The 24,258-nt window shown below is 68.4% G+C and carries 29 protein-coding genes and 1 tRNA gene; 21 read left to right on the forward strand and 9 right to left on the reverse strand.

The window, feature by feature from the left end; all coding sequences use genetic code 11:
• Positions 1-35: 35 nt before the first annotated feature.
• A complete protein-coding gene (locus tag ASF63_RS07285) occupies positions 36-998 on the reverse strand; it encodes a LacI family DNA-binding transcriptional regulator (RefSeq protein WP_056511427.1) in 963 nt (320 codons plus the stop codon).
• A 152-nt stretch (positions 999-1,150) separates the two neighbouring features.
• Between ASF63_RS07285 and ASF63_RS07290 the strand changes: the two genes are divergently transcribed.
• From ASF63_RS07290 to ASF63_RS07320, 7 genes are all read left to right on the forward strand, one after another.
• Entirely contained in the window at positions 1,151-2,683 is a 1,533-nt protein-coding gene (locus tag ASF63_RS07290; protein WP_235560730.1) for a mannitol dehydrogenase family protein, read from the forward strand.
• Complete coding sequence (locus ASF63_RS07295; protein ID WP_056511431.1) at positions 2,680-3,684, forward strand: L-idonate 5-dehydrogenase; 1,005 nt, start codon at positions 2,680-2,682, stop codon at positions 3,682-3,684. Before ASF63_RS07290 ends, ASF63_RS07295 begins: the two co-directional genes overlap by 4 nt.
• A gap of 62 nt (positions 3,685-3,746) precedes the next feature.
• On the forward strand, positions 3,747-5,138 hold the full coding sequence (locus tag ASF63_RS07300; protein ID WP_056511434.1) for an MFS transporter: 1,392 nt from the start codon (positions 3,747-3,749) through the stop codon (positions 5,136-5,138).
• 103 nt (positions 5,139-5,241) lie between these two features.
• The gene (gene manD / locus ASF63_RS07305; RefSeq protein ID WP_056511436.1) at positions 5,242-6,468 is read left to right on the forward strand and encodes a D-mannonate dehydratase ManD; all 1,227 of its coding nucleotides are present in this window, start codon (positions 5,242-5,244) and stop codon (positions 6,466-6,468) included.
• Positions 6,458-7,111 (forward strand): bifunctional 4-hydroxy-2-oxoglutarate aldolase/2-dehydro-3-deoxy-phosphogluconate aldolase, encoded by a 654-nt coding sequence (locus ASF63_RS07310; RefSeq protein WP_056511439.1) that lies wholly within the window; start codon positions 6,458-6,460, stop codon positions 7,109-7,111. The genes manD and ASF63_RS07310 overlap by 11 nt, the downstream gene beginning before the upstream one ends.
• The gene (locus ASF63_RS07315; protein ID WP_056511442.1) at positions 7,108-8,061 is read left to right on the forward strand and encodes a sugar kinase; all 954 of its coding nucleotides are present in this window, start codon (positions 7,108-7,110) and stop codon (positions 8,059-8,061) included. The genes ASF63_RS07310 and ASF63_RS07315 overlap by 4 nt, the downstream gene beginning before the upstream one ends.
• A 116-nt stretch (positions 8,062-8,177) precedes the next feature.
• Complete coding sequence (locus ASF63_RS07320) at positions 8,178-8,939, forward strand: Pr6Pr family membrane protein (protein WP_056511445.1); 762 nt, start codon at positions 8,178-8,180, stop codon at positions 8,937-8,939.
• Between the two features lie 120 nt (positions 8,940-9,059).
• Here ASF63_RS07320 and arr read toward each other — a convergent pair whose 3' ends face one another.
• The 4 genes from arr to ASF63_RS07340 all read right to left on the reverse strand — a co-directional run bounded on the left by arr (position 9,060) and on the right by ASF63_RS07340 (position 10,810).
• Positions 9,060-9,470, reverse strand: coding sequence for an NAD(+)--rifampin ADP-ribosyltransferase (arr, locus tag ASF63_RS07325; protein WP_056511450.1), 411 nt, complete (start codon positions 9,468-9,470; stop codon positions 9,060-9,062).
• A 168-nt stretch (positions 9,471-9,638) separates the two neighbouring features.
• On the reverse strand, positions 9,639-9,893 hold the full coding sequence (locus ASF63_RS07330) for a hypothetical protein (protein ID WP_056511455.1): 255 nt from the start codon (positions 9,891-9,893) through the stop codon (positions 9,639-9,641).
• Positions 9,890-10,126: a hypothetical protein gene (locus ASF63_RS07335; protein ID WP_056511458.1), complete on the reverse strand. Its 237-nt coding sequence runs from the start codon at positions 10,124-10,126 to the stop codon at positions 9,890-9,892. Before ASF63_RS07335 ends, ASF63_RS07330 begins: the two co-directional genes overlap by 4 nt.
• A 78-nt stretch (positions 10,127-10,204) precedes the next feature.
• Entirely contained in the window at positions 10,205-10,810 is a 606-nt protein-coding gene (locus ASF63_RS07340) for a TetR/AcrR family transcriptional regulator (protein WP_056511461.1), read from the reverse strand.
• Positions 10,811-10,861: 51 nt separating this feature from the next.
• On the opposite strand from ASF63_RS07340, the gene ASF63_RS07345 reads away from it, so the two are divergent.
• The 3 genes from ASF63_RS07345 (at position 10,862) to ASF63_RS07355 (ending at position 12,793) form a co-directional block, all read left to right on the forward strand.
• Positions 10,862-11,182, forward strand: a complete 321-nt coding sequence (locus tag ASF63_RS07345) for a DUF952 domain-containing protein (RefSeq protein WP_157534267.1) — start codon at positions 10,862-10,864, stop codon at positions 11,180-11,182.
• Positions 11,183-11,407: 225 nt separating this feature from the next.
• Positions 11,408-11,734, forward strand: coding sequence for a hypothetical protein (locus tag ASF63_RS07350; RefSeq protein ID WP_157534268.1), 327 nt, complete (start codon positions 11,408-11,410; stop codon positions 11,732-11,734).
• A 69-nt stretch (positions 11,735-11,803) separates the two neighbouring features.
• The gene (locus ASF63_RS07355) at positions 11,804-12,793 is read left to right on the forward strand and encodes an aldo/keto reductase (protein ID WP_056511468.1); all 990 of its coding nucleotides are present in this window, start codon (positions 11,804-11,806) and stop codon (positions 12,791-12,793) included.
• A 15-nt stretch (positions 12,794-12,808) separates the two neighbouring features.
• Here ASF63_RS07355 and ASF63_RS07360 read toward each other — a convergent pair whose 3' ends face one another.
• Positions 12,809-13,606 carry a siderophore-interacting protein gene (locus ASF63_RS07360; protein ID WP_056511472.1) on the reverse strand — a complete coding sequence of 266 codons (798 nt, stop codon included), beginning with the start codon at positions 13,604-13,606 and terminating at the stop codon, positions 12,809-12,811.
• A gap of 226 nt (positions 13,607-13,832) precedes the next feature.
• On the opposite strand from ASF63_RS07360, the gene ASF63_RS07365 reads away from it, so the two are divergent.
• The gene (locus ASF63_RS07365; RefSeq protein ID WP_056511475.1) at positions 13,833-14,429 is read left to right on the forward strand and encodes an isochorismatase family protein; all 597 of its coding nucleotides are present in this window, start codon (positions 13,833-13,835) and stop codon (positions 14,427-14,429) included.
• A gap of 53 nt (positions 14,430-14,482) precedes the next feature.
• Here the strand turns inward: ASF63_RS07365 and ASF63_RS07370 are convergent, their stop codons facing one another.
• Both ASF63_RS07370 and ASF63_RS19525 read right to left on the reverse strand, forming a co-directional pair.
• Complete coding sequence (locus ASF63_RS07370; RefSeq protein ID WP_235560731.1) at positions 14,483-15,814, reverse strand: LCP family protein; 1,332 nt, start codon at positions 15,812-15,814, stop codon at positions 14,483-14,485.
• Between the two features lie 177 nt (positions 15,815-15,991).
• Positions 15,992-16,117: a hypothetical protein gene (locus ASF63_RS19525; protein WP_268770261.1), complete on the reverse strand. Its 126-nt coding sequence runs from the start codon at positions 16,115-16,117 to the stop codon at positions 15,992-15,994.
• A gap of 45 nt (positions 16,118-16,162) precedes the next feature.
• Here ASF63_RS19525 and ASF63_RS07375 point away from each other — a divergent pair, with 45 nt between their 5' ends.
• The 6 genes from ASF63_RS07375 (at position 16,163) to ASF63_RS07400 (ending at position 19,801) form a co-directional block, all read left to right on the forward strand.
• Positions 16,163-17,323 carry a DUF4232 domain-containing protein gene (locus tag ASF63_RS07375; protein WP_056511478.1) on the forward strand — a complete coding sequence of 387 codons (1,161 nt, stop codon included), beginning with the start codon at positions 16,163-16,165 and terminating at the stop codon, positions 17,321-17,323.
• A 46-nt stretch (positions 17,324-17,369) separates the two neighbouring features.
• Positions 17,370-17,813 (forward strand): hypothetical protein, encoded by a 444-nt coding sequence (locus ASF63_RS07380; protein ID WP_056511481.1) that lies wholly within the window; start codon positions 17,370-17,372, stop codon positions 17,811-17,813.
• Entirely contained in the window at positions 17,810-18,118 is a 309-nt protein-coding gene (locus ASF63_RS07385) for a transcriptional regulator (protein WP_056511485.1), read from the forward strand. Before ASF63_RS07380 ends, ASF63_RS07385 begins: the two co-directional genes overlap by 4 nt.
• Positions 18,119-18,145: 27 nt before the next feature.
• Positions 18,146-18,649: a hypothetical protein gene (locus ASF63_RS07390; RefSeq protein WP_056511488.1), complete on the forward strand. Its 504-nt coding sequence runs from the start codon at positions 18,146-18,148 to the stop codon at positions 18,647-18,649.
• Between the two features lie 208 nt (positions 18,650-18,857).
• Positions 18,858-19,319, forward strand: a complete 462-nt coding sequence (locus ASF63_RS07395) for an RNA polymerase sigma factor (protein WP_235560758.1) — start codon at positions 18,858-18,860, stop codon at positions 19,317-19,319.
• On the forward strand, positions 19,316-19,801 hold the full coding sequence (locus ASF63_RS07400) for a hypothetical protein (protein WP_157534269.1): 486 nt from the start codon (positions 19,316-19,318) through the stop codon (positions 19,799-19,801). Before ASF63_RS07395 ends, ASF63_RS07400 begins: the two co-directional genes overlap by 4 nt.
• 104 nt (positions 19,802-19,905) lie before the next feature.
• Here ASF63_RS07400 and ASF63_RS07405 read toward each other — a convergent pair.
• A tRNA-Leu gene (locus ASF63_RS07405) sits at positions 19,906-19,988 on the reverse strand.
• A 316-nt stretch (positions 19,989-20,304) separates the two neighbouring features.
• Between ASF63_RS07405 and ASF63_RS07410 the strand changes: the two genes are divergently transcribed.
• Genes ASF63_RS07410 through ASF63_RS07425 form a run of 4 tightly spaced genes read left to right on the forward strand, consistent with a single transcriptional unit; the run spans position 20,305 to position 24,236 of the window.
• Positions 20,305-21,033 (forward strand): FhaA domain-containing protein, encoded by a 729-nt coding sequence (locus tag ASF63_RS07410; protein WP_056511494.1) that lies wholly within the window; start codon positions 20,305-20,307, stop codon positions 21,031-21,033.
• A complete protein-coding gene (locus tag ASF63_RS07415) occupies positions 21,030-21,557 on the forward strand; it encodes an FHA domain-containing protein (protein WP_056511497.1) in 528 nt (175 codons plus the stop codon). The genes ASF63_RS07410 and ASF63_RS07415 overlap by 4 nt, the downstream gene beginning before the upstream one ends.
• A gap of 7 nt (positions 21,558-21,564) precedes the next feature.
• Positions 21,565-22,854: a PP2C family protein-serine/threonine phosphatase gene (locus ASF63_RS07420; protein WP_056511501.1), complete on the forward strand. Its 1,290-nt coding sequence runs from the start codon at positions 21,565-21,567 to the stop codon at positions 22,852-22,854.
• Positions 22,851-24,236, forward strand: coding sequence for an FtsW/RodA/SpoVE family cell cycle protein (locus tag ASF63_RS07425; protein WP_056511504.1), 1,386 nt, complete (start codon positions 22,851-22,853; stop codon positions 24,234-24,236). Before ASF63_RS07420 ends, ASF63_RS07425 begins: the two co-directional genes overlap by 4 nt.
• The last annotated feature ends 22 nt before the right edge of the window (positions 24,237-24,258 follow it).

The following is a 24,258-nucleotide window of genomic DNA, read 5'->3' on the forward strand; positions in this document are numbered from 1 at the left end:
GGGGAGCACGTTTCGTCAACGACCGGCAAGCGGCGTCAGGCCGCAGGTGCCGCCGTCGACGCGCGCACGATCAGCTGCGAGCCGAGGGTCACGACGTCGTCGATCGCGGTGCCGTTCATCGCCTGCAGCAGAAGGTCGACGGCGAGGGCTCCGCTGCGCTCGATCGGCATCCGCACCGTCGTGAGAGCGGGGGTGACCGCACCCGCGAGGTCGATGTCGTCGATTCCGACGATGCTGATGTCGGCGGGGCAGCGCTTGCCGAGTTCGAGGAGTCCTGCCTCGAGGCCGAGGGCGACGAGGTCGTTGTAGGCGATGACGGCCGTGGCTCCGCTCGCTGCGGCAGGAGCCGCGGCAGCTCGCCCGCCCTGGATGGAGGCGGCGTGGTGGCTGAGGCCGGTGAGGCGGATGCCGTGGCGCTCGCACGCCCGGGCGACCGTATCGGCGCGGCGCACGTCGGCCCATGATCCGCGCGGACCGGCGGCGTACGCGATGTGCGTGTGGCCGAGGGCTGCGAGGTGCTCGATCGCCTGTGCGGGGCCGTGCTCAGGGTCCATCAGCACGCAGGGTGCTCCGTCGATCTGGCGGTTGACCACGACGTAGGGGGTGTCGCCGACCAGTTCGAGCACGTCGGCGTCCGGCAGGCGAGGGCTGCACAGCAGCATCCCGTCGAGCTTGCGAGCCTGTTCGATCTGCTCGCGCTCGCGGCGCAGGTCTTCATCGGCGTCGAAGAGCACGATGCGATGACGACCGTGCCAGGCCTGCCCCTGGATCGCCTTGAGCAGTGTCGCGTAGACCGGGTTCGAGACGTCGGGCACCACGACCCCGAAGGTGCGGGTCGCGGTGGCGGACTGCGACGTCGCGTAGCCGAGCTCTCCCGCGGCCTCGAGCACGCGGCCCAGCGTGGTCGGAGCGAGACGGTCGGGCTCTCCGAAGGCACGCGACGCGGTCGCGATGGACACGCCGGCACGCCGTGCCACATCTGTCAGCGTCGCTGCCATGTCGATCTCCCGCCCTCGCAGGCAATCCTACGATCCTCACCCCCGATGTAAAACGGCTTGACAAGTTTGTACAAACACTGCACACTGATTTTCATGACGATCAACGCCGATCACCCTCAGCGGTGCGCGGCCCCGAGCGAAGGAGCCACCGCGTGAGCATCCCAGCACCGGCCCTGAGCCGCACGACCTCTGCGACGGCCTCGCCGCTGGTCACGCCGACCGCTGCAGGCATCCTGCACCTCGGCCTCGGTAGCTTCCACCGCGCACACCAGGCCGTCTACACGGCAGCCGCACTGCAGTCAGCCGGTGGCGACTGGGGGATCATCGGCGTCGCCTCGCGTTCGCGCTCCATCGTCGACGCGATGCACGCCCAGGACATGCTGTACTCAGTCGCTACCATCGCGCCAGGCACCACCTCGCTCACGATCCCGGGCGTGCACACCGACGCCTTCGTCGGCGCCGAGCAGCCCGAGCGCGTCGTCGCCCAGATCGCCGACCCCGGCATCCGCATCGTGACGCTCACCGTCACCGAGAACGGCTACAGCTACTCCCCCGCGACTCAGCGGCTCGACCTCGACGATGACATCGTGCGCTCCGACCTGCGCGGTGGCGCAGCCCGCTCGACGATCGGCCAGCTCGCGCGAGGCCTGCAGGCCCGTGCCGCGGCCGGCGGAGCGCCGATCTCGATCCTCAGCTGCGACAACCTGTCGTCCAACGGCGCTCACACCGAGAAGCTCGTCCGCGAGTTCCTGTACGAGCTGCCCGGTTCCGAGGGCGCAGACACGCTCGCGTTCCTCGACCGCGCCGTATCGTTCCCCTCGAGCATGGTCGACCGCATCGTGCCGTCGACCACCGCCGAGCTGCGCACCCGCGTCAGCACCCTGCTCGGCGCCCGCGACGACATCCCCGTGCCCGCCGAGCCGTTCACGATGTGGGCGATCGAAGACCGCTTCGCCGGCGGCCGCCCCGCGTGGGAGGCCGGCGGCGCCGTCTTCACCGACGAGGTCGGACGCTACGAGCAGATGAAGGTGCGGCTGCTCAACGGCACGCACTCCCTCATCGCCTACCTCGGCGCACTGAGCGGTGTCGGCACGATCCCCGAGGCCATCGGACTCGACGGCATCGAGAGCGCAGCACGCGCCGTACTGCGCGACGAATACGAGCCCTCGATCGAGGTGCCCTCGGGTGTCGACATCCGCGCCTACGAGGCCGAGCTGTTCGAGCGCTGGGCCAACAGCGCACTGGGGCACCGCACGAGCCAGGTCGGAACGGACGGATCGGTCAAGCTGCGCCAGCGCATTCCCGAACCCGCACTGCTCGCGCTCGGCAAGGGCGAGATGCCCCACCTGATCGCGCTCACCGTCGCCGGATACCTGTCGTGCATCGCTCCGCTGCCCGGCTTCGACCCCGGCCTGCACGCCGCCGCGATGACCGACGGCGCCCGCGAGCGCCTGTCGGGCTACGCGGCGAGCGCACGCAACGGTCGCGAGCTGGCACAGCGCGTGATCGGCGAGCTGCACCTGTTCGGTGATGGACTCGGATCTCAGGATGCGTTCATCGCCCGCGTCGGCGAGCTCGTCGACATCATCCAGCGACGCGGCGTCGATGCCGCGATCGCCGATGCCGTCTCGGCATCCCAGACAAGCACATCATCACTCATCAGCGCAGAGGAGCTGCAGCCATGAAGGCTCTCGCCATCCACGGCAAAGAAGACATCCGCTGGGAAGACCGCGAGGTTCCGACCCCCGGCGACGGCGAGGTGCGCCTCCGCGTGAACTACGTCGGCATCTGCGGATCCGACCTGCACTACTACTTCCACGGCGCCAACGGCGAGTACACGATCCGCGAGCCCCTGACTCCCGGTCACGAGCTCTCCGGTGTCATCGACCTCGACCCTTCGGGCCGCCTGGCTCCCGGCACCCCCGTCACCGTGCACCCCGCGCGCTATGGCCCCGAGGTCAGCGGCCTCGAGGCTCACCCGCACCTGCGCCCCGGCGGGGACTACTTCGGGAGCGCCGCGGCGAACCCGCACCGCCAGGGCGGAGCATCCGAGCTGCTGATCGTCGAAGAGCAGATGATCCGCGTTCTGCCGGCATCCCTTCCGCTCGAGCGTGCTGCCCTCGCCGAGCCGCTCGCCGTCGCGATCCACGCCGTCAGCCTCGCCGGTGACATCACCGACAAGCGGGTGCTCGTGATCGGCGCAGGACCCATCGGCCTGCTCGTCGTGGCCGCGGCACTCCACGCCGGCGCCGCTGTCGTCGGGGCCAGCGATGTGCGCGAAGAGCCCCTTGATCGTTCGAAGGCCCTCGGTGCGACCGAGGTCTCGCTCGTCGGCCGCGACACGATCGAGAACGAGTCGTACGACGTCGTCTTCGAGTGCTCCGGAGTCGGGGTCGCGCTCACCCAGGCGGTGCGTGCAGTCCGGCGTGTCGGCACCATCGTGCAGGTCGGCATGCTCCCGAACGCCGACATCGGAGTGAACCTCGCCCCGATGCTCGCCAAGGAGCTCACGATCCGCGGCGCCTTCCGCTTCTCCACCGAGATCGACGACGCGGTCGCCCTGCTGGCCGAGTCCGACGCCCTCGACTCCGTCATCTCTCACGTCCTCCCGGCATCCGACGCCGTAAAGGCCTTCGAGCTCGCTCGCGACTCGTCGGCCTCGGCGAAGGTCCTGCTGTCCCTCTAGCCGCATCCCCTCCGCGCCACCCCGCGCACCCACCCTGTTCCTGGTCCGAAGGAGTACCTCCCATGTCAGAACCGCAGACGACGGCCACGGCCGCCGACCCCGCCGAGAAGAGGTCGGTCCGCGACCTCGTGCGCGCCGCCATCTCGGGATGGCTCGGCACGGCGCTCGAGTTCATGGACTACCAGCTGTACTCGCTGGCAGCCGCGCTGGTCTTCGCCGATCTGTTCTTCTCCTCCGAGAACCCGGCAGTCGCGGTCGTCGCTGCGATGGCCACCTACGGCGTCGGCTACGTCGCCCGCCCGGTCGGTGCGTTCTTCTTCGCCCGCCTCGGTGACAAGACCGGCCGCACGAAGGTGCTGTTCTACACGATCCTTCTGATGGGTCTCGCGACCACCCTCATCGGCTTCCTGCCGACGTACAACCAGGTGGGCGTGCTCGCGCCGATCCTGCTCGTGCTGCTGCGCATCGCGCAGGGCTTCGGTGCGGGTGCCGAGATCTCGGGCGCCGGCGTCATGCTCGCCGAGTACGCACCGGCCAAGCGCCGTGGCATCATCGCCTCGCTCGTCGCGCTCGGCACGAACTGCGGAACCCTGCTCGCCTCCGGCATCTGGGCGATCCTGCTCGTCGCATACAGCGAGCAGGAAGTCATCGACTGGGCATGGCGCATCCCGTTCATCGGCAGCGCGATCATCATGCTCTTCGCGATCTGGGTGCGCTTCAACCTCAAGGAGACCCCGGTCTTCGAGGAGCGCGACGACGTCGTCGACGGCAAGGCCCTCTCGCGTGAAGAGACGATCCAGCTCGCCACCGAGACCGGCGACGTTCGCACGCTCGAGGCGATGAACCGCAAGCCCTGGAAGGCGTTCTCGATCGCCCTCCTGCTGCGCTTCGGCCAGGCCGGCAACTCGGGCATGATCCAGACGTACCTGATCAGCTACATCACCGTCGTGCTGCTGCTCGACCGCTCGATCGGCGTCAACGCCGTGATCGTCTCGTCGCTCGTCGCCTTCATCACCGTGCCGCTGTCGGGCTGGCTCGGCGACCGCTTCGGCCGCAAGCGCATGTACATGATCTGGTCGATCGTCGCGCTGATCATCATCATCCCGACGATCCCCATGATCAGCAGCGGCGTCACGCTGCAGGTCTTCATCGGATACGTCGTGCTGCACAACCTCGCAGTGATGAGCTTCGCGTCGCTCGAGAACCTCACGCTCCCCGAGCTGTTCGGATCGCGCAACCGCTACACGTTCACGGCCATGGCACGTGAGATCGCCGCCATCATCGCGACCGGTGCGGGCCCCGTCATCGCCGCCGCGTGGGTGTCGGCCGTCACCGGCTCGTTCATCCCGATCATCATCATGCTGTTCATCTTCACGCTGAGCGCGCTGATCGCCTCGATCTGGATGCCGGAGGTCGCAGGCCGCGACCTGACGGACCCCCGCGACGCGATCTGATCGCCCCGCACATCACGACCCGGGGTGCGGACGCCCGAACGTCCGCMCCCCCACCTCGCCCCGCATCACGCACCTCGTCCCCGCATTTCCAGGAGAGAACGACATGACCATCGAGATCGTCGACGTCAACATCACCAGCCCAGGACGCAACTTCGTCACGCTCAAGATCACGACCTCCGACGGAATCGTCGGCCTGGGCGACGCCACACTCAACGGACGCGAGCTCGCCGTCGCCTCGTACCTCTCCGACCACGTCGCCTCGATGCTCGTCGGACGCGACGAGGACCGCATCGAAGACACCTGGCAGTACCTCTACCGCGGCCCGTACTGGCGCCGCGGCCCCGTGACGATGGCGGCGATCGCCGCGGTCGACATGGCGCTGTGGGACATCAAGGCCAAGAAGGCCGGGATGCCGTTGTACCAGCTGCTCGGCGGCGCCAGCCGCGAGGGCGTCCGCGTCTACGCCCACGCCTCCGGCACCGACTACGCCGCGCTCAAGAACGCCATCACCGGATACGAAGAGCTCGGCTACACCGCCGTGCGCGTGCAGACGGGTGTGCCCGGCCTCGGCCAGATCTACGGCGTCTCGAACGCCGGTCCCGGCGTGCGCTACGACTACGAGCCCGCCAAGCGCTCGGGCGACCGCCCGAGCGAAGAGACCTGGGACACCCGCAACTACCTCAACCACATGCCCGGGATCTTCTCGCAGATCCGCGAGGACTTCGGCACCGACCTGCGCATCCTGCACGATGGACACCACCGCATGTCGCCGATCGAGGCCGCGCGCTTCGCCAAGGACATCGAGCCCTACGACCTCTTCTGGCTCGAGGACTGCACCCCCGGTGAAGACCAGACCGCGTTGCGCCTCGTTCGCCAGCACTCGACGACGCCGCTCGCGATCGGCGAGGTCTTCAACTCGGTGTTCGACTATCAGACCCTCATCACCGAGCGTCTGATCGACTACGTGCGCTCGGCGGTCACGCACACCGGTGGCATCACGGCCATGAAGAAGCTGCTCGACTTCGCCGCGATCTACGGCATCAAGTCCGGTATCCACGGTCCGACCGACATCTCGCCCGTCGGCATGGCCGCGGCGCTGCACCTCGACCTCGCGATCCACAACTTCGGCATCCAGGAGTACATGCCGCACAACGCGCAGACGCTCGAGGTGTTCCAGACGTCGTTCACGTTCGACAAGGGCTTCCTGCACCCCGGCGACAAGCCCGGACTCGGTGTCGACCTCGATGAGGATGCCGCGGCCGGCCACGAGTACACCAAGGCGTATCTGCCGGTGAACCGTCTGCTCGACGGGACCGTCCATGACTGGTGAGGTGCGCCGGGTCGCCCTGCCGCAGCGCACGGTCGACTCACGTCTGATCGTCGTGGCCCGGGCGAAGCGGGCGGAAGACTACGACGCCGTGCTCGACGTGCTCGTCGACGCCGGCATCCGCAGTGTCGAGCTCACGCTGACGACCCCGGGCACATTCGAGCATTTCCCGAACCTGCTCGCGCGCTTCGGCGACACGATCGACCTCGGCATCGGCACCGTCACGAACACCGCTGACCTGGCGCGGGCGATCGAGGTGGGCGCGGCCTACATCGTGACCCCGATCACCTCGCGCGACTTCGTCACGCAGGCGACGGATGCCGGTGTGCCGATCGTCCCGGGCGGGCTGACGCCGACCGAGCTGTTCGCCTCGTGGTCTGCGGGTGCGTCTGCAGTGAAGGTGTTCCCGGCCGGGCAAGTGGGCCCCTCGTACCTCAAGGACCTTCGCGGGCCCTTCCCCGACCTGGTCGCGGTGCCCTCAGGCGGCGTCGACCTCGCCGGAGCGGAAGTCTGGCTGCGTGCCGGTGCCGTGGCGGTGAGCGTGGGCGGCCCGCTGCTCGGCGACGCCTTCGCCGGCGGAGACCTCGCCGCCTTGCGCGAGCGGGCTGCGGCATTCGTCGAGGTCTGCGCGCGGGACTCCGCGTGACCTCGCCGTCTGTCGTCACCCTCGGTGAGACCATGGCGCTCGTGCGCACGACCGAGATCGGCTCTCTGCGGCACACGAACTCGCTCGCCTTGGGCATCGGCGGAGCCGAGAGCAACGTCGCGATCGGGCTCGCTCGCCTCGGAGTCTCGACCTCCTGGCTCGGACGCGTCGGAGCCGACTCCCTCGGCGAGCGCGTGGCACGCGAGATCCGCGGTGACGGCGTCGACGTGCGGGCGATCATCGACCCGGATGCCGCGACCGGCCTGATGGTGAAGGAGCGCCCATCTGCCGCATCCACCGCCGTGCACTACTACCGTGCCGGATCTGCGGGCTCCCGCCTGCATCCGGACGACCTGCCCGACGGGTGGGTCGAGGGCGCGGCGCTGCTGCACATCACCGGCATCACTCCCCTGCTGTCGGACGCCGCTCGGGCGGCTCTGCACGCGGCGATCGATCGCGCGCGGGCCGGCGGCGCGATAGTCAGCTTCGACATCAACTACCGCTCCGCGCTGGCATCGCCCGCGGTCGCCGGGCCTGTGCTCCGCGAGCTCGCGGAGCGTTCCGACATCGTCTTCGGCGGCGAAGAGGAGTTCGCGATCCTGTACCCGGGCTCGTCAGCTGCGGATGCCGCCGCGGCCCTGCGTGATGCCAACTGCGCGACGACCGTGCTGAAACTCGGTCCGGACGGCGCCTCCGTGTTCACCGCGGATGCCGAGGTCGCCGGCTCCGGGTTCACGATCATCCCAGTCGACACCGTCGGCGCGGGCGACGCGTTCGTCGCCGGATACCTGAGCGGACTGCTCGACGGACTCGACCTCGACGCGATCCTGCGCCGGGCGAACGCGTGCGGCGCGATGGCGTGCCTCGTACCGGGCGACTGGGAGGCCGCACCCACGCTGCGCGACCTCGAGCGCTTCCTCGACGGCGATTCCGATCCGGTGCGGCGCTGATCATTCGCCCACCGCTCACGCCCGTACGACCGGACACGATCGCCATACCGGAATCCGTCGAGCGCGTCCCGGGGCGGCCGCAAGTGACGCCCGGCGAAGGCGCGTAGCCTCGAAGTATGTCGAAAGCCGTTGTATCCCCGTCCGCGGCTTCCGCCCTCCCGGATTCCGACCCCTCGCGCACTCCGCTGTTCGCCCACGCCGCACTGAACTCGCGTCCGGTCGCGCTGGTCTACCGCATCCTCGCGCTCGCGGTCATCATCACCGGCGTGATCCGGCACTCCGACGTGCTGACCGGTGCTCCGAACTGGACGACGCTGCTGTTCTACACGATGGTCAGCAACCTGCTCTGCCTCGTCTGGGTCGTTCTGCTCGTCGTCCGCACCGCTCAGGATCTGGCTCGCCGCGGCCCGTCCGGCACGTCTACCCCGAGCGCCCGAACAAGCGGTGCCGTGATGATGGCGATCACCGTCACAATGCTCATCTATCTGGTCGTCCTGGTGCCGACGAGGTTCGCCGACGGCGACTCCGACATCTTCTCGCTGACCGACAACCTCATCCACATCATCACGCCGCTGCTGGTGATCGTGGATTGGCTGCTCTTCGTGCCGAAGGGGTCGTTCCGGTGGGTCGACCCCTTGCTGTGGACGCTCATCCCCTACGCGTACCTGGTGTGGGCCTTCATCTACGGGGCTGTCGGCGGGGAGTTCACGCCCGGTCAGAAGTATCCGTATCCGTTCATGGACGTGGACGCTCTCGGAATCGGCGGCGTCGCCCAGTGGATCGTGGCGCTGACGCTGGCTCTCGTCGTCGTCGGCCTGGTGTTCGTCGTGATCGACCGCGTACTCGCCGCCCTCGCACGGCGCATCACCCGCCGCTGACCCGGCTCACAGCTCGGCCGATTCCGGTACGACTGCAGGACCGCCGCACGTGCGCAGGATCGAACTGCGGATTCCGTCCTGCATCCGTGCCTGCGTCCTGCAGTGTGCCGCACTCAGCGCTCAGTTGATGATCTCGCCGTGCTCGTCGTCGCGGATGGCGGCGAGCCGCTCCCGCCAGATGGCGAGTGCCTCGGGCGTCAAACGGGTCCAGTCGTGCACCTCGCGGACCACCCGCAGCGGCGCGCTGCTGCGATACGACCGGGTCGGGTTGCCTGGGAACTTCTTGTCGGTCACGTTCGGATCGTTCTCGAACTCGCCGGTCACCTCGACCTCGTAGACGCGCGGATCCCGGTCGCCGGGCGCGAGCTCGGCCGCGAGCCCGGCCCCATCGGCCACTGCCGTGAAGTAGATGTGGTTCATCACGACCTCGGGGCGGTAGTTCGAGTGGAACCCCGCCGTCAGCAGGTCGCCCGGTCTCAGGTCTGCCTTGGTGCCGTGGAAGAAGGGCCCGTCATCCAGTGCGTCGCTCACCCGCAGAAGCCTACGACTGCTTCTCGCGCTTCGGAAGAACGCTGCCTCGGACGCTTGCGCACTCGCGCCTGCGCCTCGGGAGGGGAACTGCGCTTAGGGAGGAGGAAATCTCGGATTCTCCCCTCCCGACGCGCAGTTTTCCTCCCGGGCGCTGCGCCCACGACGCCGTCAGTGCTCCGAGCGGCGGGTGCCCACGCCCGGTTCGTCGTTGTGCACCGATTCGTCAGCCACGGACGACTCCGACGAGGGATCGACGCGCACCGCACCGGATCCGCCGGAGTCCGCGCCGGCCCCTCCCGCCGGAGTGTCTGTGACCTGCCCGGGGTCATCGCCGTCGCGCTCGTCGATCAGTGCGGCGACACGCTCGGCAGAAGGCGACGCCCCCTCGGGCGTGACGGTGTCATCGTTCTCGGTGCCGCTCATTCGCTGCCGTCGCGAAGGTCGTGCGGTGCGTCTCCGCCGACGGCATCCGGTTCGTCCTCGGTGTCGAGGTCGCCCTGTCCGTCGTCGCCCAGTTCGGCCTCGAGAGCATCCTCGCCCTGAGTCTCCGGCTGCGACGTGTCGGTCGGGAACGTGCCGTCGGTGAAGTCGTCGACCGGCGGGATGCCCGGCATGTTCGGGGGGAAGCTGTTGGCGAAAGCGTCGATGTTCGACATGGTGCCCTCCTCTGGTTTCGTCCGAATCACCATGATCCGTGCGAACCGCGGCGAGCGCAGGGCGGTTGACAGCTCCGCTCAGGACGAGGAAGATTCCCGACCCGCCGGATCATCGGCGAAGGCCTGCAGGCCGAGAACGCGCAGCACACCGTCTACTTGCACGTCGACCTGCGCCGCGGTCGGGGCACCGGCGAGCCCCAGGAGCCGACGACGATGCGGCTCTCCGAGGAGTGTGGCGAAGAGGAGTTCCGGCGACACCGCGGCATCCGACGGGAGGTGCGCGGCGAGAAAGCCCTGGGCACGACGAGGCCCGTCGTCGTAGAACTCTGCAGCGAGCGACGGATGCTGTGCCGCAGCGCCGATGATCGCTCGCTGGATGCCGATCGCTTCGTCTCCGAGCAGCTGCACGAGGACCGCTCGGCAGGCCGATCGCAGATCCTCCGTCCCTTCTCCGGCATCGGCGAGGTAGGGATGCTGTCTGCGGATCGCCGCCCGCACGAGGCCTTCGCGGTCACCGAACACCCCGTACAGGGTGCGCTTGGCGACGTGCGCCTCAGCAGCGACGCGATCGAAGGTCAGGGCCTCGAACCCCTCCGCAGTGAGCAGCGCGATCACGACGTCGATCACTCGCTCGTCCCGCGCGATGGCCTCGGCGGCGGAGGGCCGACCTCGTTTTCCGGTCATAGGGTTACTCTAGCAATAATGCTACGTAACCGTTTCATTTAAGGAGTGACCGTGTCCGACCTGATCCACCACATCGCCATCCAGGATGACTGGGAGATGAGCCGAGCGTTCGGCGAGTACGTCGTATCGACCCGGGGTGTGCATCTCGACGACGCGGGCTTCATCCACGCCACGACGGCAGACCGACTCGACTCCGTGGTCACCGCGCGCTTCGGCGACCTCGCCCTCCCGCTCCTCGACATCGCGATCCGCCTGGAAGGGCTGGCAGCCGAGGGAATCGGCGTCGAGTGGCTGGACGGTCGTCCGCGCATCCTCGGCGCTCTGCCGATGACGGGTGAGGTGGTCGCCTCGGAGACGCCTATCTCGCGCTGAGTCGCCCGCCGAGCGAGCGCCGCTGCGGCGAGCGCGGCAGCACTCGCCGCAGCGGCGCCGAGGTCCCCGTCGGCGCGATGGGCGCCGGCATCCTTCTGCTCATCGTCGGAGCAGTCCTGATGATGTCGCGTCGCCGTCGCACCGCCTGACTTCCTCGGCGGAGGGCGACTCGATGACTTCCGCAAGCGCCGGCAGCTCCCAGCATCCGGCTCTAGGCTCGCCGTCGTGGACGCCGAGATGACGGTCGTGGAGCGCCGGACGAAGCGCGTCGAGATCACTGCAGAGGTCATCACTCTGGTGATCGGGCTCGCGGCGGCCGCCGCCGCGATCTCGACTCTCTTTCCGGCGGTGCTGACGTGGATCCAGCACCTCCCCCTCGTCGTTCCCGGCCTCATGACAGTCGTGCAGGGCGCCGCCATCGCCCTGGCCGCGTTCGTCCGACGCAGCGACCTGGTCAAGGGAGGGCTCGCTGTCCTCCTCGTGGTCTGGGTGCCCTTTCTCGGGCAGGTCATCTGGTTCGGCCTGGTCATCCTGCTGTTCAGATTCAGCTGACCGAAGCGCCCCGCCAGGCGCACCCCGTGAGAGCATCGACCTCAGACCACGACTCGAGGGAGATCTCGGATGCTCGACACATCAGACAGCGTGAGGCTCGGCAGCACGGGACTCCGGATCTCGAAGGTCGTCCTCGGATGCATGAGCTTCGGCGCACCGGACCGCGGGGCGCACGGGTGGTCGCTCGACGAGGAGACCAGCCGCCCGCTGATCAGGCAGGCGCTCGAGGCCGGTATCACCACGTTCGACACCGCTGACGTGTACTCCGACGGCACGAGCGAGGAGTTCGTCGGCCGGGCGCTCGCCGACTTCGCGCGGCGCGACGAGATCGTGATCGCGACAAAAGTGCACGGGCGCATGGGCCCGGGTGCGAACCAGGCGGGGCTGAGCCGTGTGCACATCCTGTCGGGTATCGATGCGAGCCTGAAGCGACTCGGCACCGACCACGTCGACCTGTACCAGATCCACCGCTGGGACCCTCAGACGCCGATCGAAGAGACGATGGAGGCGCTGAACGACGTCGTCCGCTCGGGCAAGGCCCGGTATATCGGCGCCTCGTCGATGTGGGCTTGGCAGTTCGCGAAGGCGCAGCACGCAGCCGACCGGAACGGCTGGGCGCGGTTCGTCTCGATGCAGGACCAGTACAACCTGCTGCAGCGTGAGGAGGAGCGCGAGATGCACCCCTTCTGCCTCGACTCGGGTGTCGGCGTGCTGCCGTGGTCGCCCCTGGCGCGAGGCAGGCTCACGCGCGACTGGGACGAGAAGACCGCGCGGACCGCGACGGATGCCTTCGGTGCGACTCTGTACCGCCGCGAGGAGGAGTCGAATCGCGCGATCGTGGATGCGGTCGCGCACGTCGCCGAGGCGCGCGGCGTCTCCCGCGCGCAGATCGCGCTCGCGTGGGTCGCGCAGCAGTCCGCCGTCACTGCACCGATCGTCGGCGCGACGAAGGCAAGTCACATCGACGATGCGGTCGCCGCCGTCGGCATCCATCTCGAGGATTCTGAGCTGAAGACGCTGCAGGCCGCGTACACGCCTCGCGAGCCCGAAGGGTTCTGAGGCGCGGAAAGACCCCTACTCGATCTGCCCGATGGGCTCGCGCTTCTCGGCCTGGAACTGATCTTCGGCGCGGCCTCGCGCCCAGTAGGCCGAGATCGACAGTCGCTCTCGCGGAACATCGCGCTGCTTGAGCAGGGCACGGACCTCTTTGATCGTCCCGCGCTCTCCGTGCGCGAAGACGCCAGGATGGCCGTCAGCCCACGGCAGGTGGGCGAGCACGGCGAGCAGTTCGTCGTCGGTCTCGGTCCAGCGCAGAGTCACGCCCGAGGGGACTGCGGGAAGGATGCGGTCCGCCGCATCCGCCACGCTCAGGACGACGTGGCCGACCGCATCCGCGTGCATCGCCTCGATGGCCGACGAGATCGCGGGCAGAGCCGTGTGATCGCCGATGAGCAGGTGCCACGGCAGCTCGGGCTCGGGGAGGTAGCCGCCGCCCGCACCGCTGACGACGATCGTGTCGCCTGGCTGCGCCTGTCGGGCCCAGGGCCCCGCGACACCCTCGTCGCCGTGCACAACGAAGTCGATGACGAGTCGGCGCTGCTCCGGGTCGGCCGAGCGGACCGTGTAGGTGCGCCGGGTGGGCAGCTTCTCGGGGCTCTCTTCGCGCAGCTGCGCCAGGTCGTACGGCGGGGTGAGCGCATGGCTCGGGTCGGCGAAGAGGATCTTGACGTACTTGTCGGTGTAGACGTTGTCCGTGAAGTCCTCGTACCCGTCGCCGCCTGCCGTGATCCGCACCAGGTCAGGGCTGATCTGCTCCACCTGCTCGACGGTGAGGACTGCTTGGCTGGGGGTTCGACGAGGCTGTTCCGGCATTGCGTCTCCTGAGATCACGAAAGGAAGTCCCCTCCAGTCTGCCCGCCGCGCAGTGGAGCGGGGCCGAGGATTCCGATCAATGCGCTGGACGTCGTTGAGCCGCCGCGATCCGCGTTGACGGAGCTCTCCACCCCCGCACATACTTTCAAGAGTCCAGGCGGCGATCGTCGCCACCGATCGGCATCCGGCTGATCGTGCGGACCAGCCGATCGCAAGGACTCCCAGAATGACCACCTCCTCCACACTCCGCGCACTCAGCGGCGTCGCCGACCAGCCCGCGGCCCTCGCGACCTCGACCGTCGTGCTCGTCGACTTCCAGAACACCTACACACGCGGCGAGATGGAGCTCGAGGGCTGGGACGCGGCTCTCGACGCCGCGGCCGACCTGCTCGCCCAGGCCCGCGAATCAGGGTCGACGATCATCCACGTGCAGCACGACGGCGGCGCCGGATCGGCGTACGACATCCGCGAGGACATCGGGGCGATCCATGAGCGCGTCGCTCCGCGCGACGGCGAGGCCGTGGTCGTCAAGAAGGCGCCGAACTCGTTCGTGGGCACGGAACTCGGCGACCTCGTCGACGCCGCGGGTCACGAAGACGTCGTGATCGCCGGGTTCATGACGCACATGTGCGTGACCTACACGACCGAGGGCGCGTTCCTGCGCGGCAACCGGCCCACCGTCGTCGCCGCCGCGACCGCCACCCGCAGTCTTCCGTCGGTCGCCGGAGACGTTCCCGCAGAGCAGCTGCACCGCGCGGCTCTCGCCGGCATCGCCGACCTCTACGCCACGGTCGTCCCGACAGCCGCCGATCTCGGGCACTGATCTCGGGCGCTGACGGAACGAACGGATGCGGTCGCCGACCGCATCCGTGCGGATCAGCCTGCGCAGAGGTCGGTGTCGGCGCTGCGGTTGACGGCGTCGACCGGGCGTGACGGTGCCGGTGTGGCCTGCGGCTGGGACGTGAGGCTCTCGTAGTCGGCGCCGAGCAGGAGCTGCACGCCGTCGACGTCGCCGACCGTGACCGTCACGCCGATGCCGAGCTCGGTGGCGAGTGCCTGCGCCGTCGCCTGCGCCTCGGGGGTGTCGGCGGCGACGATCGTCGTGGCATCGACGGCTTCCGCATTGGCGAGCCCCGACACCGTGTATCCGTAGGCGGTGGCGTCTTCGGACACGCGTGATGCGAGACCGGCGACACCCGCGCCGTTGAGGATCTCGACGGGAGTGGTGCGTACCGTCGCATCCGGTTCGACGGCATCCGTCGTGAGCACGACGGGAACGTCGTCGCTGAGAGCGCGGAAGATGACGTCGGCGTCTGCGGTGGGCACGACGCGGTCGGCGTCCTCCGGGGCCTCTGTCGTGGGCATCGTCAGGAAGGTGACGCTGCTCATGGGGACGTTCGCGACCCGCGCGGCGAGGCCGGCCAGATCGGTCAGAGCACCGAGACCGGGGTCGACCGTCATCGACGAGGTGGCGGCGTCGAGGAACGCGTACAGACGATCGGGGCGCACCAGCACATCGGACTTCGTCGCCTTCTGCACGATCGCCGACAGCACCATCTGCTGGTGCCCGAGGCGTGCGACATCGCTGCCTTCGGCGAGCGCATGCCGGGTGCGTGCCAGTGCGAGAGCCTGGGTGCCGTCGATCGACTGCGCGCCGGCGGGCAGATCGAGTTGCGCGTGCCCGTCGGTCAGGGCTTCCGGGAGACAGACGTCGATGCCGCCCATGGCGTCGACGACGCCGATGAAGCCTTCGAAGTCCATCTGCACGAAGTGGTCGATCGTCACGCCGGCGAGCTGCTCGACCGCCGCGACCGAGCAGGCGGGCCCGTACTCCAATGCGGAGTTCAGCATCCCGTAGCCGCCGTCGTAGGACCCTCGTCCGATGTCCTCGCAGGCGGGCAGGTCGGCGAGCGTGTCGCGCGGCAGCTGCACCGCATCGATCCGCGAGCTGTCGCTCGAGATGTGCACGAGCACCATGGCGTCGCTGCGCTGACTGCCGTCATCCTCGCCGAATCCACCCGATGCGAGTGCCCGGGTGTCGGACCCGAGCACGAGGATGTTCAGGTCTCCGGTCGCGAGTTCCGGCTCGCCGTCGCCGTCGTCGGAGCGCAGTGGTGCGGTGCTGACATTGCCCTGCAGCTGCGCGTAGGCGATCGCCCCGACGGCGACCAGGGCCACGACGATGAGCGCGCTGATCCAGCCGATCACCTTTCCACGCCGACGGCGAGGTCGGGTCGCCTCGGGGGAGTCGGGAGTGGGGTCCGGAGTCGAGTCGGTCGGGGGGAATTCTGGCCGTCGCACTGGTTCACACCATCACGGGGAGCACGGCATCTCAAAACGGAGAGCCGGATTCACAGGACCTGTGCGGGGTACTCCAAGGTGCGTTCAGGGCCGCGGCAGGTCCCAGAGCGTGTAGCCGACGACCCCGGCCGGGATGAAGTCCATCGGCTCGCCGGGCGGCGTCGAGACCTCGCTGATCACCTCGCCCGGCTCATAGGGGCTGTCTGCCACCCCTTCGCGGCATCCGCGCTGTCGGCACCTCGATAGGCTCGCGGCATGGTGGGGGTGCATTCGAGCGTGGTCGGATCCAAGAAGCGCGTCTGGATGATCAGCGCGACGGTCGGAGCCCTATGGCTCATCGTCGTGCTGCTGTCGGCGGCGGTGTCACTGACACGCCTCTCCCGTGTTCAGCAGGTGGTGCTTCCGGCCGGCGTCACGCCGTACATCTGGTCGTGGGCGTTCCCCTGGCCGGTGCTGCTTCCGATCGCCGGGGCGGTCGCGGTCACCCTCGTGCACGCCGCGATCCTTCAGATCGTTCGCGGGGCGGAACGCTCCGTCGCCACGGTGTGGTTGGCCACAGTGGTCGCGGGTGCGGCAGCCGGCCTCACGATCGACGTCGTGCTCGTGTTCGCAAGCCTCGTCACCGACGGCTGGGCGATGTGGGCGCTCGAGCTGGGTTCCCGTGCGGCCGTCGGCGCGTACTGGGGTCTGATCTACGGCTGGGTGCCCGCTCTGATCGCCCACCGCCTGGCTCGTCGTGATGATGCGCGCGGTGCAGTCGAGACCCCGAGTCGTCGGGGGTGGCCGATCTATGCTGCGGCAGCCCTCGCCGGACTCGTGCTGCTCGGCGGGGCACAGGTGCTCGGAGACGAAGCCACCCAGGTGCAACTGCGCGCCGAGTCCGCCGCGAGCGAGCCCGCTCCGGCAGATGGCTCCGTGCGGCCCGATCCGGATGCTCCTGGCGAGCCGGTTCCAGAGCAGGTCGAGGGCGGCGGGGTCATCGGCGACGGCGCATGCACCCCCGAGCGTGCGATGGTGCTCATCGGGGATGTCAGTGGCGCGACCGGGCACCGCGGCATGAGGCTGGAGCTGATGAACTTCTCCGACACCCCCTGCACCATCGAGGGATATCCCGACGTCGCCTTCGGCGATCAGAACGACCACCTCCTCAACGTCACTATCGAGCGAGGAGCCTCCTTCATGGCACCCGATCCCGGACCGGCGTTGATCGAGATCCCGGCCGGTTCGTCGGCGGTCGCATACCTCGGGTGGGATGCGAACTCGACGCAAGGCACCCTCGTGGCGCGAACAGTCTGGGCTGCCGTTCTGGAGGGTGAGGCGCGGGGCTCCAAGCCCATCGAGAGCGATGTGGTCGAGGGCGCGACGGTGTCGGTGACCGCGTGGGCGCTCCCCGAGGGCGGGTCGACGGCTCCCTGATCGAGAGGGACTTGCCATATTGGAAAGTGAGGGCTAGCTTTCCAGTATGGAAAGTGAACGGGATGATCCTCACGCCACCCTGGCCCGCCTCGACGCAGTGGCCACGACATACAGCGACGCGCCCCGTGGTGAGGGCTGGTACCACGTGGCCCTGGGTCTCGGTTCGGGGGTCTTCATCGCCTCTCAGGGACTCCCCCAACCGTGGGCATCCCTTATCGCTGTGGCGTTCATCCTCGTCATGCCCGCGTTCATCGCCTGGTGGCGGCGAACTCACGGCTGGTGGGTCTCGGGCTACACGGGCGGCGCGACCCGGTGGGTAACGGCGCTGATGCTGGTGGCTCTCGTCGCGACCGGATTCTGGTCCTATCTGAGCACCGACATCTGGTCCAGCATCGACGCCGGTCTGACCGCGTGCATTGCCGTCACCGCGTCGGGTTTCATCTGGATGCGCGTCTGGCGTCGCCGACTCCGGACGCAGGAGGCGATGTGAGCGGTCTCGATCCGGCCATCCACGCCGTCACGCGGCTCGAGCTGTGCGGTCTGCTCGCGCCCGTCGACCACGCGGAGTTCTCGTTTCTGCGTGAGCGACTGAAGGTCTCCGACTCGGTGCTCTCCAAGCACGCGAAGGCTCTGGAACAGGTCGACTACCTCCGCATCGACAAGGTCACGCGGAACGCCCGTCAGCGCACCTTGCTCTCGCTCACGCCCGCCGGGCGCCACGCCTTTCGGGAGCACGTCGCGGAGCTTCGACGCCTCGCATCGATCGCGGACGCGTCACACGAGGTTGCCGGCTAGATCTCGCCCGCGGGAGAGACTGGAGCGATGAGATCCGCCGAGCCGTTCCGTGAAACCCTCATCGGACCGCGCTGGCTGGCGGTCGCCGGCGCGCTGACACTCGTCTTCCTCGTGGTCGTCACCGCGATCTCAGCGCCCGTCGCGATCGGCCGCGCAGATGAGGTCGGCGCGTGGACGATCGCTCTGCTCGTCGTGGGCTTCTTCCTCATCCTCGCCGCCGGACTCCTGGGGATCACCCGACGCATCACGATCGCGGTGAGCGATACGCACATCGATGGCCGCCTGACGCCGTTCCGCGTCATCCACCTGCCCCTCTCCGAGGTCGATCGGGTCGAGGTGATCGAGATCACAGTCACCCAGGCCGGTGGCGTGGGCTGGCGCCTCGCGGGCTCGGAGCAGTTCCTGCTGTGGTCTGCCGGCGCTGCGGTCAGGGTGACCGCGGTCGGCGATCGCTCCCGCGTGCTCGGCACCGAGCATCCCGAGGAGTTGAGCACCGCCATCCTGAGCGCTTTGCGCGCGATGCGGGAGTGAAGGGCAGAGAGGGCTCCGCTCCCTCGCGCCACGTAGACTCGCTTCAGGTCAGGAGATCGACCGTGACGTGTGAGGTGAGATCGTGTCGGAACCCGGCGGGCCGAGCGACGGCGAGCTCCTCTTTCGCCTCTCGCGCGGCGACGAACCGGCCTACCGGATGCTTCACGACCGACACCAGATGCCCGTTTTTCGGCTGTCACTCGTGCTCATGCACACCAGCTGGGACGCCGAAGAAGTCGCGGCGACCGCGTTCTTCGAACTCTGGCGACGGCGCGACAAAGTCCGCATCGTCGACGGATCCGTCCTGCCATGGCTCTTGGCGACCACCTCGTTCGCGGCGAAGAACAGTCTGCGCTCGCGCCGTCGGTATCAACGACTGCTGCACCGCATCCCCCACGACGAAGACGTTGCGGACCATGCAGACGAAGTCGCTCGCGCGATGGACTCTCTGAAGATCTCGGAGAGCGTGCGTGAGGCTCTGCGCCAGTTGAATCCTCGCGAAGCAAGTGTCGTGATCCTCTGCATCATTCATGAGCTTCCGCTCGCCGAAGCAGCAGTCGTTCTCGGCGTTCCGGAAGGAACCGTCAAATCGCGATTGTCGCGTGTGAAGGCGCGGCTTCGCGGTGAGCTGCATGAGTATGCTCCGAGACCAGAGGAGGCGAACGCATGAGTGACCGGATGCCGCACCACCGGGAAGTGCAAGACCTCCTCATCGAGCAGATGCGCCGCGATCTCGCGCGCCCCAAGTGGTGGAACACGATCTGGGGTCGCCTCACAATCGCCGGCGGGATCCTCGCGGTGGCGGGAGCAGGCGTCGCGGCGGTCGTCCTCCTCGAGGAGCGCCCGGTCAGCGAGACCAGTGTCGTGCACTGTCTGGAAGGCCCGTATCGGAACCCCGACGGCACGCTGTCCGGTGCAGCGGCGAGCGTTGCCACACCGGACGGCGTCATCGCCATCGAAGATGCTGAAGCTCTCTGCACTCAGATGTGGGAGGGTGGGGCGTTCGCTGACAACGACGAACTCTCCGCCACCCCCACTCCGGGATCAGCGCCCTCGGAACTCACGACCTGCGTCACCGACGAAGGTGAAGCCGCTGTCGTCCCCGGTCGAATCGAGTGCTCGGTCCTCAGGCTTCATCCGTTCCAGGAATAACTGTGGCGTTCCTCCCGGACGCCTCAGGCATCGAGCCTCGACGGGACGAAGAGGGCCCGGCTTCCTGAAAGGAACCGGGCCATCTTCACATCTACTGTTCGCTGTGCGCGAGGGGGGACTTGAACCCCCACGTCCATAAGGACACTGGCACCTGAAGCCAGCGCGTCTACCATTCCGCCACTCGCGCGAGTCTGTCGGGCTCCGAAGAACTCAACTTCCCAAAGATATCACGCGATCCGCCCCACGAAGAAACCGAGGCCGCACCCGAGCATCCCTTCCGGAGGACTTCTGCCTCACGGGAGGAGAATCTCCCCGGATTCCTCCTCCCCAGACGCAGATCTCCTCCCGAACGGCGAACAAAAGACCACCGCGAGACGCCGCCACAAGAGCACCACGCCCTCCCCCACTCCCCCGGAATCTCGGGGTTCTCCCGCCCTGCGACGGCGTTCACCCAGGACACCTGGCTACGATGTCCCTACCGGTCGGCATGCCAGAGGAGCCCAGTGGGACTACTTGACAGCTTTGAGAAGGGTCTCGAGCGCGCTGTGAACAGCGCCTTCGCGAAGACCTTCCGCAGCGGCATCCAGCCCGTGGAGATCGCTTCGGCCCTTCGGCGCGAAGCGGACACCAAAGCGGCTGTGGTGAGCAGGGACCGCATCATCGCGCCCAACAGCTTCGTCGTGCGTCTGAGCACCGATGACGCCGACCGCATGCTGAGCCTGGGCGGCGCCCTCACAGACGAGCTGCACGCACTTCTCACCAAGCACGCGAAGTCGCAGGGCTACAGCTTCTCGGGTCCGCTCTCCATCAGCCTCGAGGGCGACGACAAGATCGCCACCGGCACGGTCAACGTCAGCTCGGGCACGGTCGAGGGCCGAGTCAACTGGCAGGCCGTGATCGACGTCGACGGACGTCGCCACTCGATCACCCGCGCCCGCACGGTCATCGGCCGGGGCACGGATGCCGACATCACCATCGCGGATGCCGGATCCAGCCGCAAGCACGTCGAAGTCCTCTGGGACGGCGAGCGCGCCATGATGCGCGACCTCGGCTCGACCAACGGCACCAAGGTGAACGGCGACAAGGTGCGCGAAGCCGCACTCCCCACCGACACCACCATCACCATCGGACGCACCGATCTGGTGTTCCGCATCGTTCCCGTCGCCACCCCGTCACGCCCTCCTCGGCCGCGTGACGACGACGCGACCCGTGCGTTCGGAGCCCTCTCGTGAGCACTCCCAGCGAACTCGTCCTGCTGCTGCTGCGCATCGGCTTCCTGCTGCTGCTGTGGTTCTTCGTGTTCGGAGTCGTCTACTCGCTCCGGGCCGACCTCTTCGGCATGAAGGTGCGCAAGCTCCCGGCCGAGGCCGCTGCGGCGACTCCGGCGCCGGCTCCGGCAGCCGCCCCCGCGGCATCCCGACCCTCGTCGGCGAAGCCCAGCACCGGTCCTGCGACCGTCGCGACCGCCAAACGGCTCGTGATCACCTCGGGCCCCAAGGCCGGGCTCGAGCTCCCGCTGGGCACCGATACCCTCACGATCGGCCGCTCGAGCGAATCCGCCCTCGTGATCCGCGACGACTACACCTCCAGCCACCACGCGCGCCTGCTGCTGCGCGGCGACAGCTGGGCCATCCAGGATCTCGACTCGACCAACGGCACGTTCGTCGCCGGCCAGCGGGTGACCGGCGGTCCGGTCGGTCTCGCTCTCGGCACTCCGATCAAGGTGGGCGCCACGACCTTCGAGCTGCGAGCCTGACCCCGGCATGGTCTTCGAAGGCTCGAGCGCCGCGATCTCCCACACCGGGAAGGTCCGCTCCAACAACCAGGACTCCGGGTACTCCGGCGCCAACCTCTTCGTCGTCGCCGACGGCATGGGCGGTCACGCCGGCGGTGACGTCGCCTCGAGCATCGCGATCCACCGGATGGAGCCGCTCGACCAGCCGTACACGTCGGTCGAAGACGCGCAGGCCTCACTGCAGGCCGCGGCGACAACGGCTGCCGGTGATCTGATCCGCGCCGCGAAGGACCGTCCAGAGCTCGCCGGCCTCGGCACCACGTTGAGCGCGATCATCATGGTCGACGACTATGCGGTCATCGGGCACATCGGCGACTCGCGCATCTACCTCTACCGTGACGACGCGGTGACGCAGATCACGGCCGACCACACCTTCGTGCAGCGACTCGTCGACTCGGGGCGCATCACGCCCGAAGAGGCCCGCTACCACCCGCGCCGTTCGGTGCTCATGCGCGTGCTCAGCGACATGGATGCCGATCCGGAGCTCGACAACTTCGTCATGCACACCCAGCCGGGCGACCGCTGGCTGCTCTGCTCCGACGGCCTCTCGGGAGTCGTCGACGAGGCGCACATCCTCAAGGCGATGCGCATGGGCATGGCCCCGGGGCGCACGGCCGACAACCTGCTGAAGCAGGCTCTCGACGGCGGAGCGCCCGACAACGTCACCATCGTCCTCGTCGAGGTCGGCGGCCAGCACGCCATGCACTCGGGCACGGCGACGATCGTCGGCTCGGCGTCGAACCCCGCCAACGTCACGGTGCCGCCGGTGCGCGCGCCGCGCGGCAACTGGCTGCACCCGGTGCGTCAGGCCGCGAACGAACCCAGCCACTTCGAGCCGGCTCCCGAATACCTCGAGGAGCTCATCGAAGAGGATCGCCGGCGTGCCAAGCGTCGCCGCTTCGGATGGATCGCCGGGATGCTGGTCGTCCTCGCGATGCTCGCCTTCGCCGCTTTCGCCGCCTACAGCTGGACGCAGACCCGCTACTTCGTCGGTGCCGACGAGGACAGCGTCGTGATCTACCAGGGTGTGCAGCAGAACATCGGCCCGATCAGCCTGTCCACTCCGCTGCGCGACACCGACATCCTGCTCGCGAACCTGCCTCCCTACCAGCGCGATTCGGTCGAGCGCACGATCACCGCCCGTTCGTTCTCCGACGCCGAGGCGATCGTCGCGAGGCTGCAGGCCGGCGCGGACCGCGTCATCGGCGAGACCCCGCTGCCCACTCCCCTGCCGACCCCGACGGAGGACGCAGGATGACCACCGACGTCACGGCGGACACCAGCGTCATCAAGGCGCTCAAGCGCATGCGGATGCCGCAGACGCAGCGCAACCGCGAGTTCTGGCTGCTCCTCTTCGCCGTCGCGATCAGCGGCGCGGCCCTCACCCTCGTGCAGCTCGGCGCACTCGGCCTGATCGACCCGATGATCCTCGCGATCGGCGGCGGCCTGGCCGTTCTCGCCTTCGCCGTCCACTTCGTGCTGCGGGCGGTCGCCTCCGCCGCCGATCCTTTCCTGCTGCCCATCGCGACCCTGCTCACGGGCCTCGGCATCGCGATGATCTACCGCATCGACATCGCGAAGTCCCTCACGGGCTGGAACGCGTACTCGACGAAGCAGCTCGCCTGGACCGCCATCTCGCTGGCCGGCGCGATCACCGTCGTGATCATGCTGCGCAACTACCGTGTGCTGTTCCGGTACACGTACATCTTCGGCCTCTCCGGCATCCTGCTGCTCCTGCTGCCGTTCGTGCCGGGACTCCGCATCCCCGACGCGAACGCCGCGGTGTGGGTCTCGCTGGGCGGCATGTTCGCCTTCCAGCCTGGCGAGCTCGCGAAGATCTGCCTCGCGATCTTCTTCGCCGGCTATCTGGTGCGCACGCGAGAGAGCCTGACGTCGGTCGGCACGAAGTTCCTCGGCATCACCTGGCCGCGCATGCGCGAGCTCGGGCCGGTGCTCGTGGTCTGGGCCATCTCGCTCGGCATCATCGTGATCCAGCGCGACCTCGGCACCGGAACGCTCATCTTCGGCATGTTCGTCGCGATGCTCTACGTCGCCACCGGCAAGACCAGCTGGGTGCTCATCGGTCTCGGTCTCGTCGCCGCGGGCGTCGCGGTCGCGACCCAGATCCTCAGCTACGTGCAGGGCCGCTTCACCAACTGGCTGTTCCTCTTCGACCCCGACAAGGTCGACCCCGACGGCGCCGGATACCAGCCCATGCAGGGCCTGTTCGGCCTCGCGCACGGCGGTCTGCTCGGCACCGGGTGGGGCCAGGGCCGTCCGGCCGTCACCCCGCTCGCGCACAGCGACTACATCATCACGAGCCTCGGCGAGGAGATCGGGCTGATCGGGCTCTTCGCCATCCTCTGCCTGTACATGGTGTTCGTGAGCCGCGGAGTGCGCATCGGGCTCGCGGGTCAGGACGACTTCGGCAAGCTCCTCGCCACCGGTCTCTCGTTCACGATCGCCCTGCAGGTGTTCATCATGGTCGGCGGCGTGACCCGGGTCATCCCGCTCACCGGTCTGACCACCCCGTTCCTCGCCGCCGGCGGTTCCTCGCTCGTCGCCAACTGGCTGATCGTCGCGATCCTGCTGCGCATCTCCGACGGCGTCCGCAGCCAACCCAGGGCGGTGATCGGCTGATGCGTTCCTTGTCAGGGCGTTT

Origin of the sequence: Microbacterium sp. Leaf320 (assembly GCF_001423485.1) — a bacterium.
In the GTDB taxonomy this organism is placed as follows: domain Bacteria; phylum Actinomycetota; class Actinomycetes; order Actinomycetales; family Microbacteriaceae; genus Microbacterium.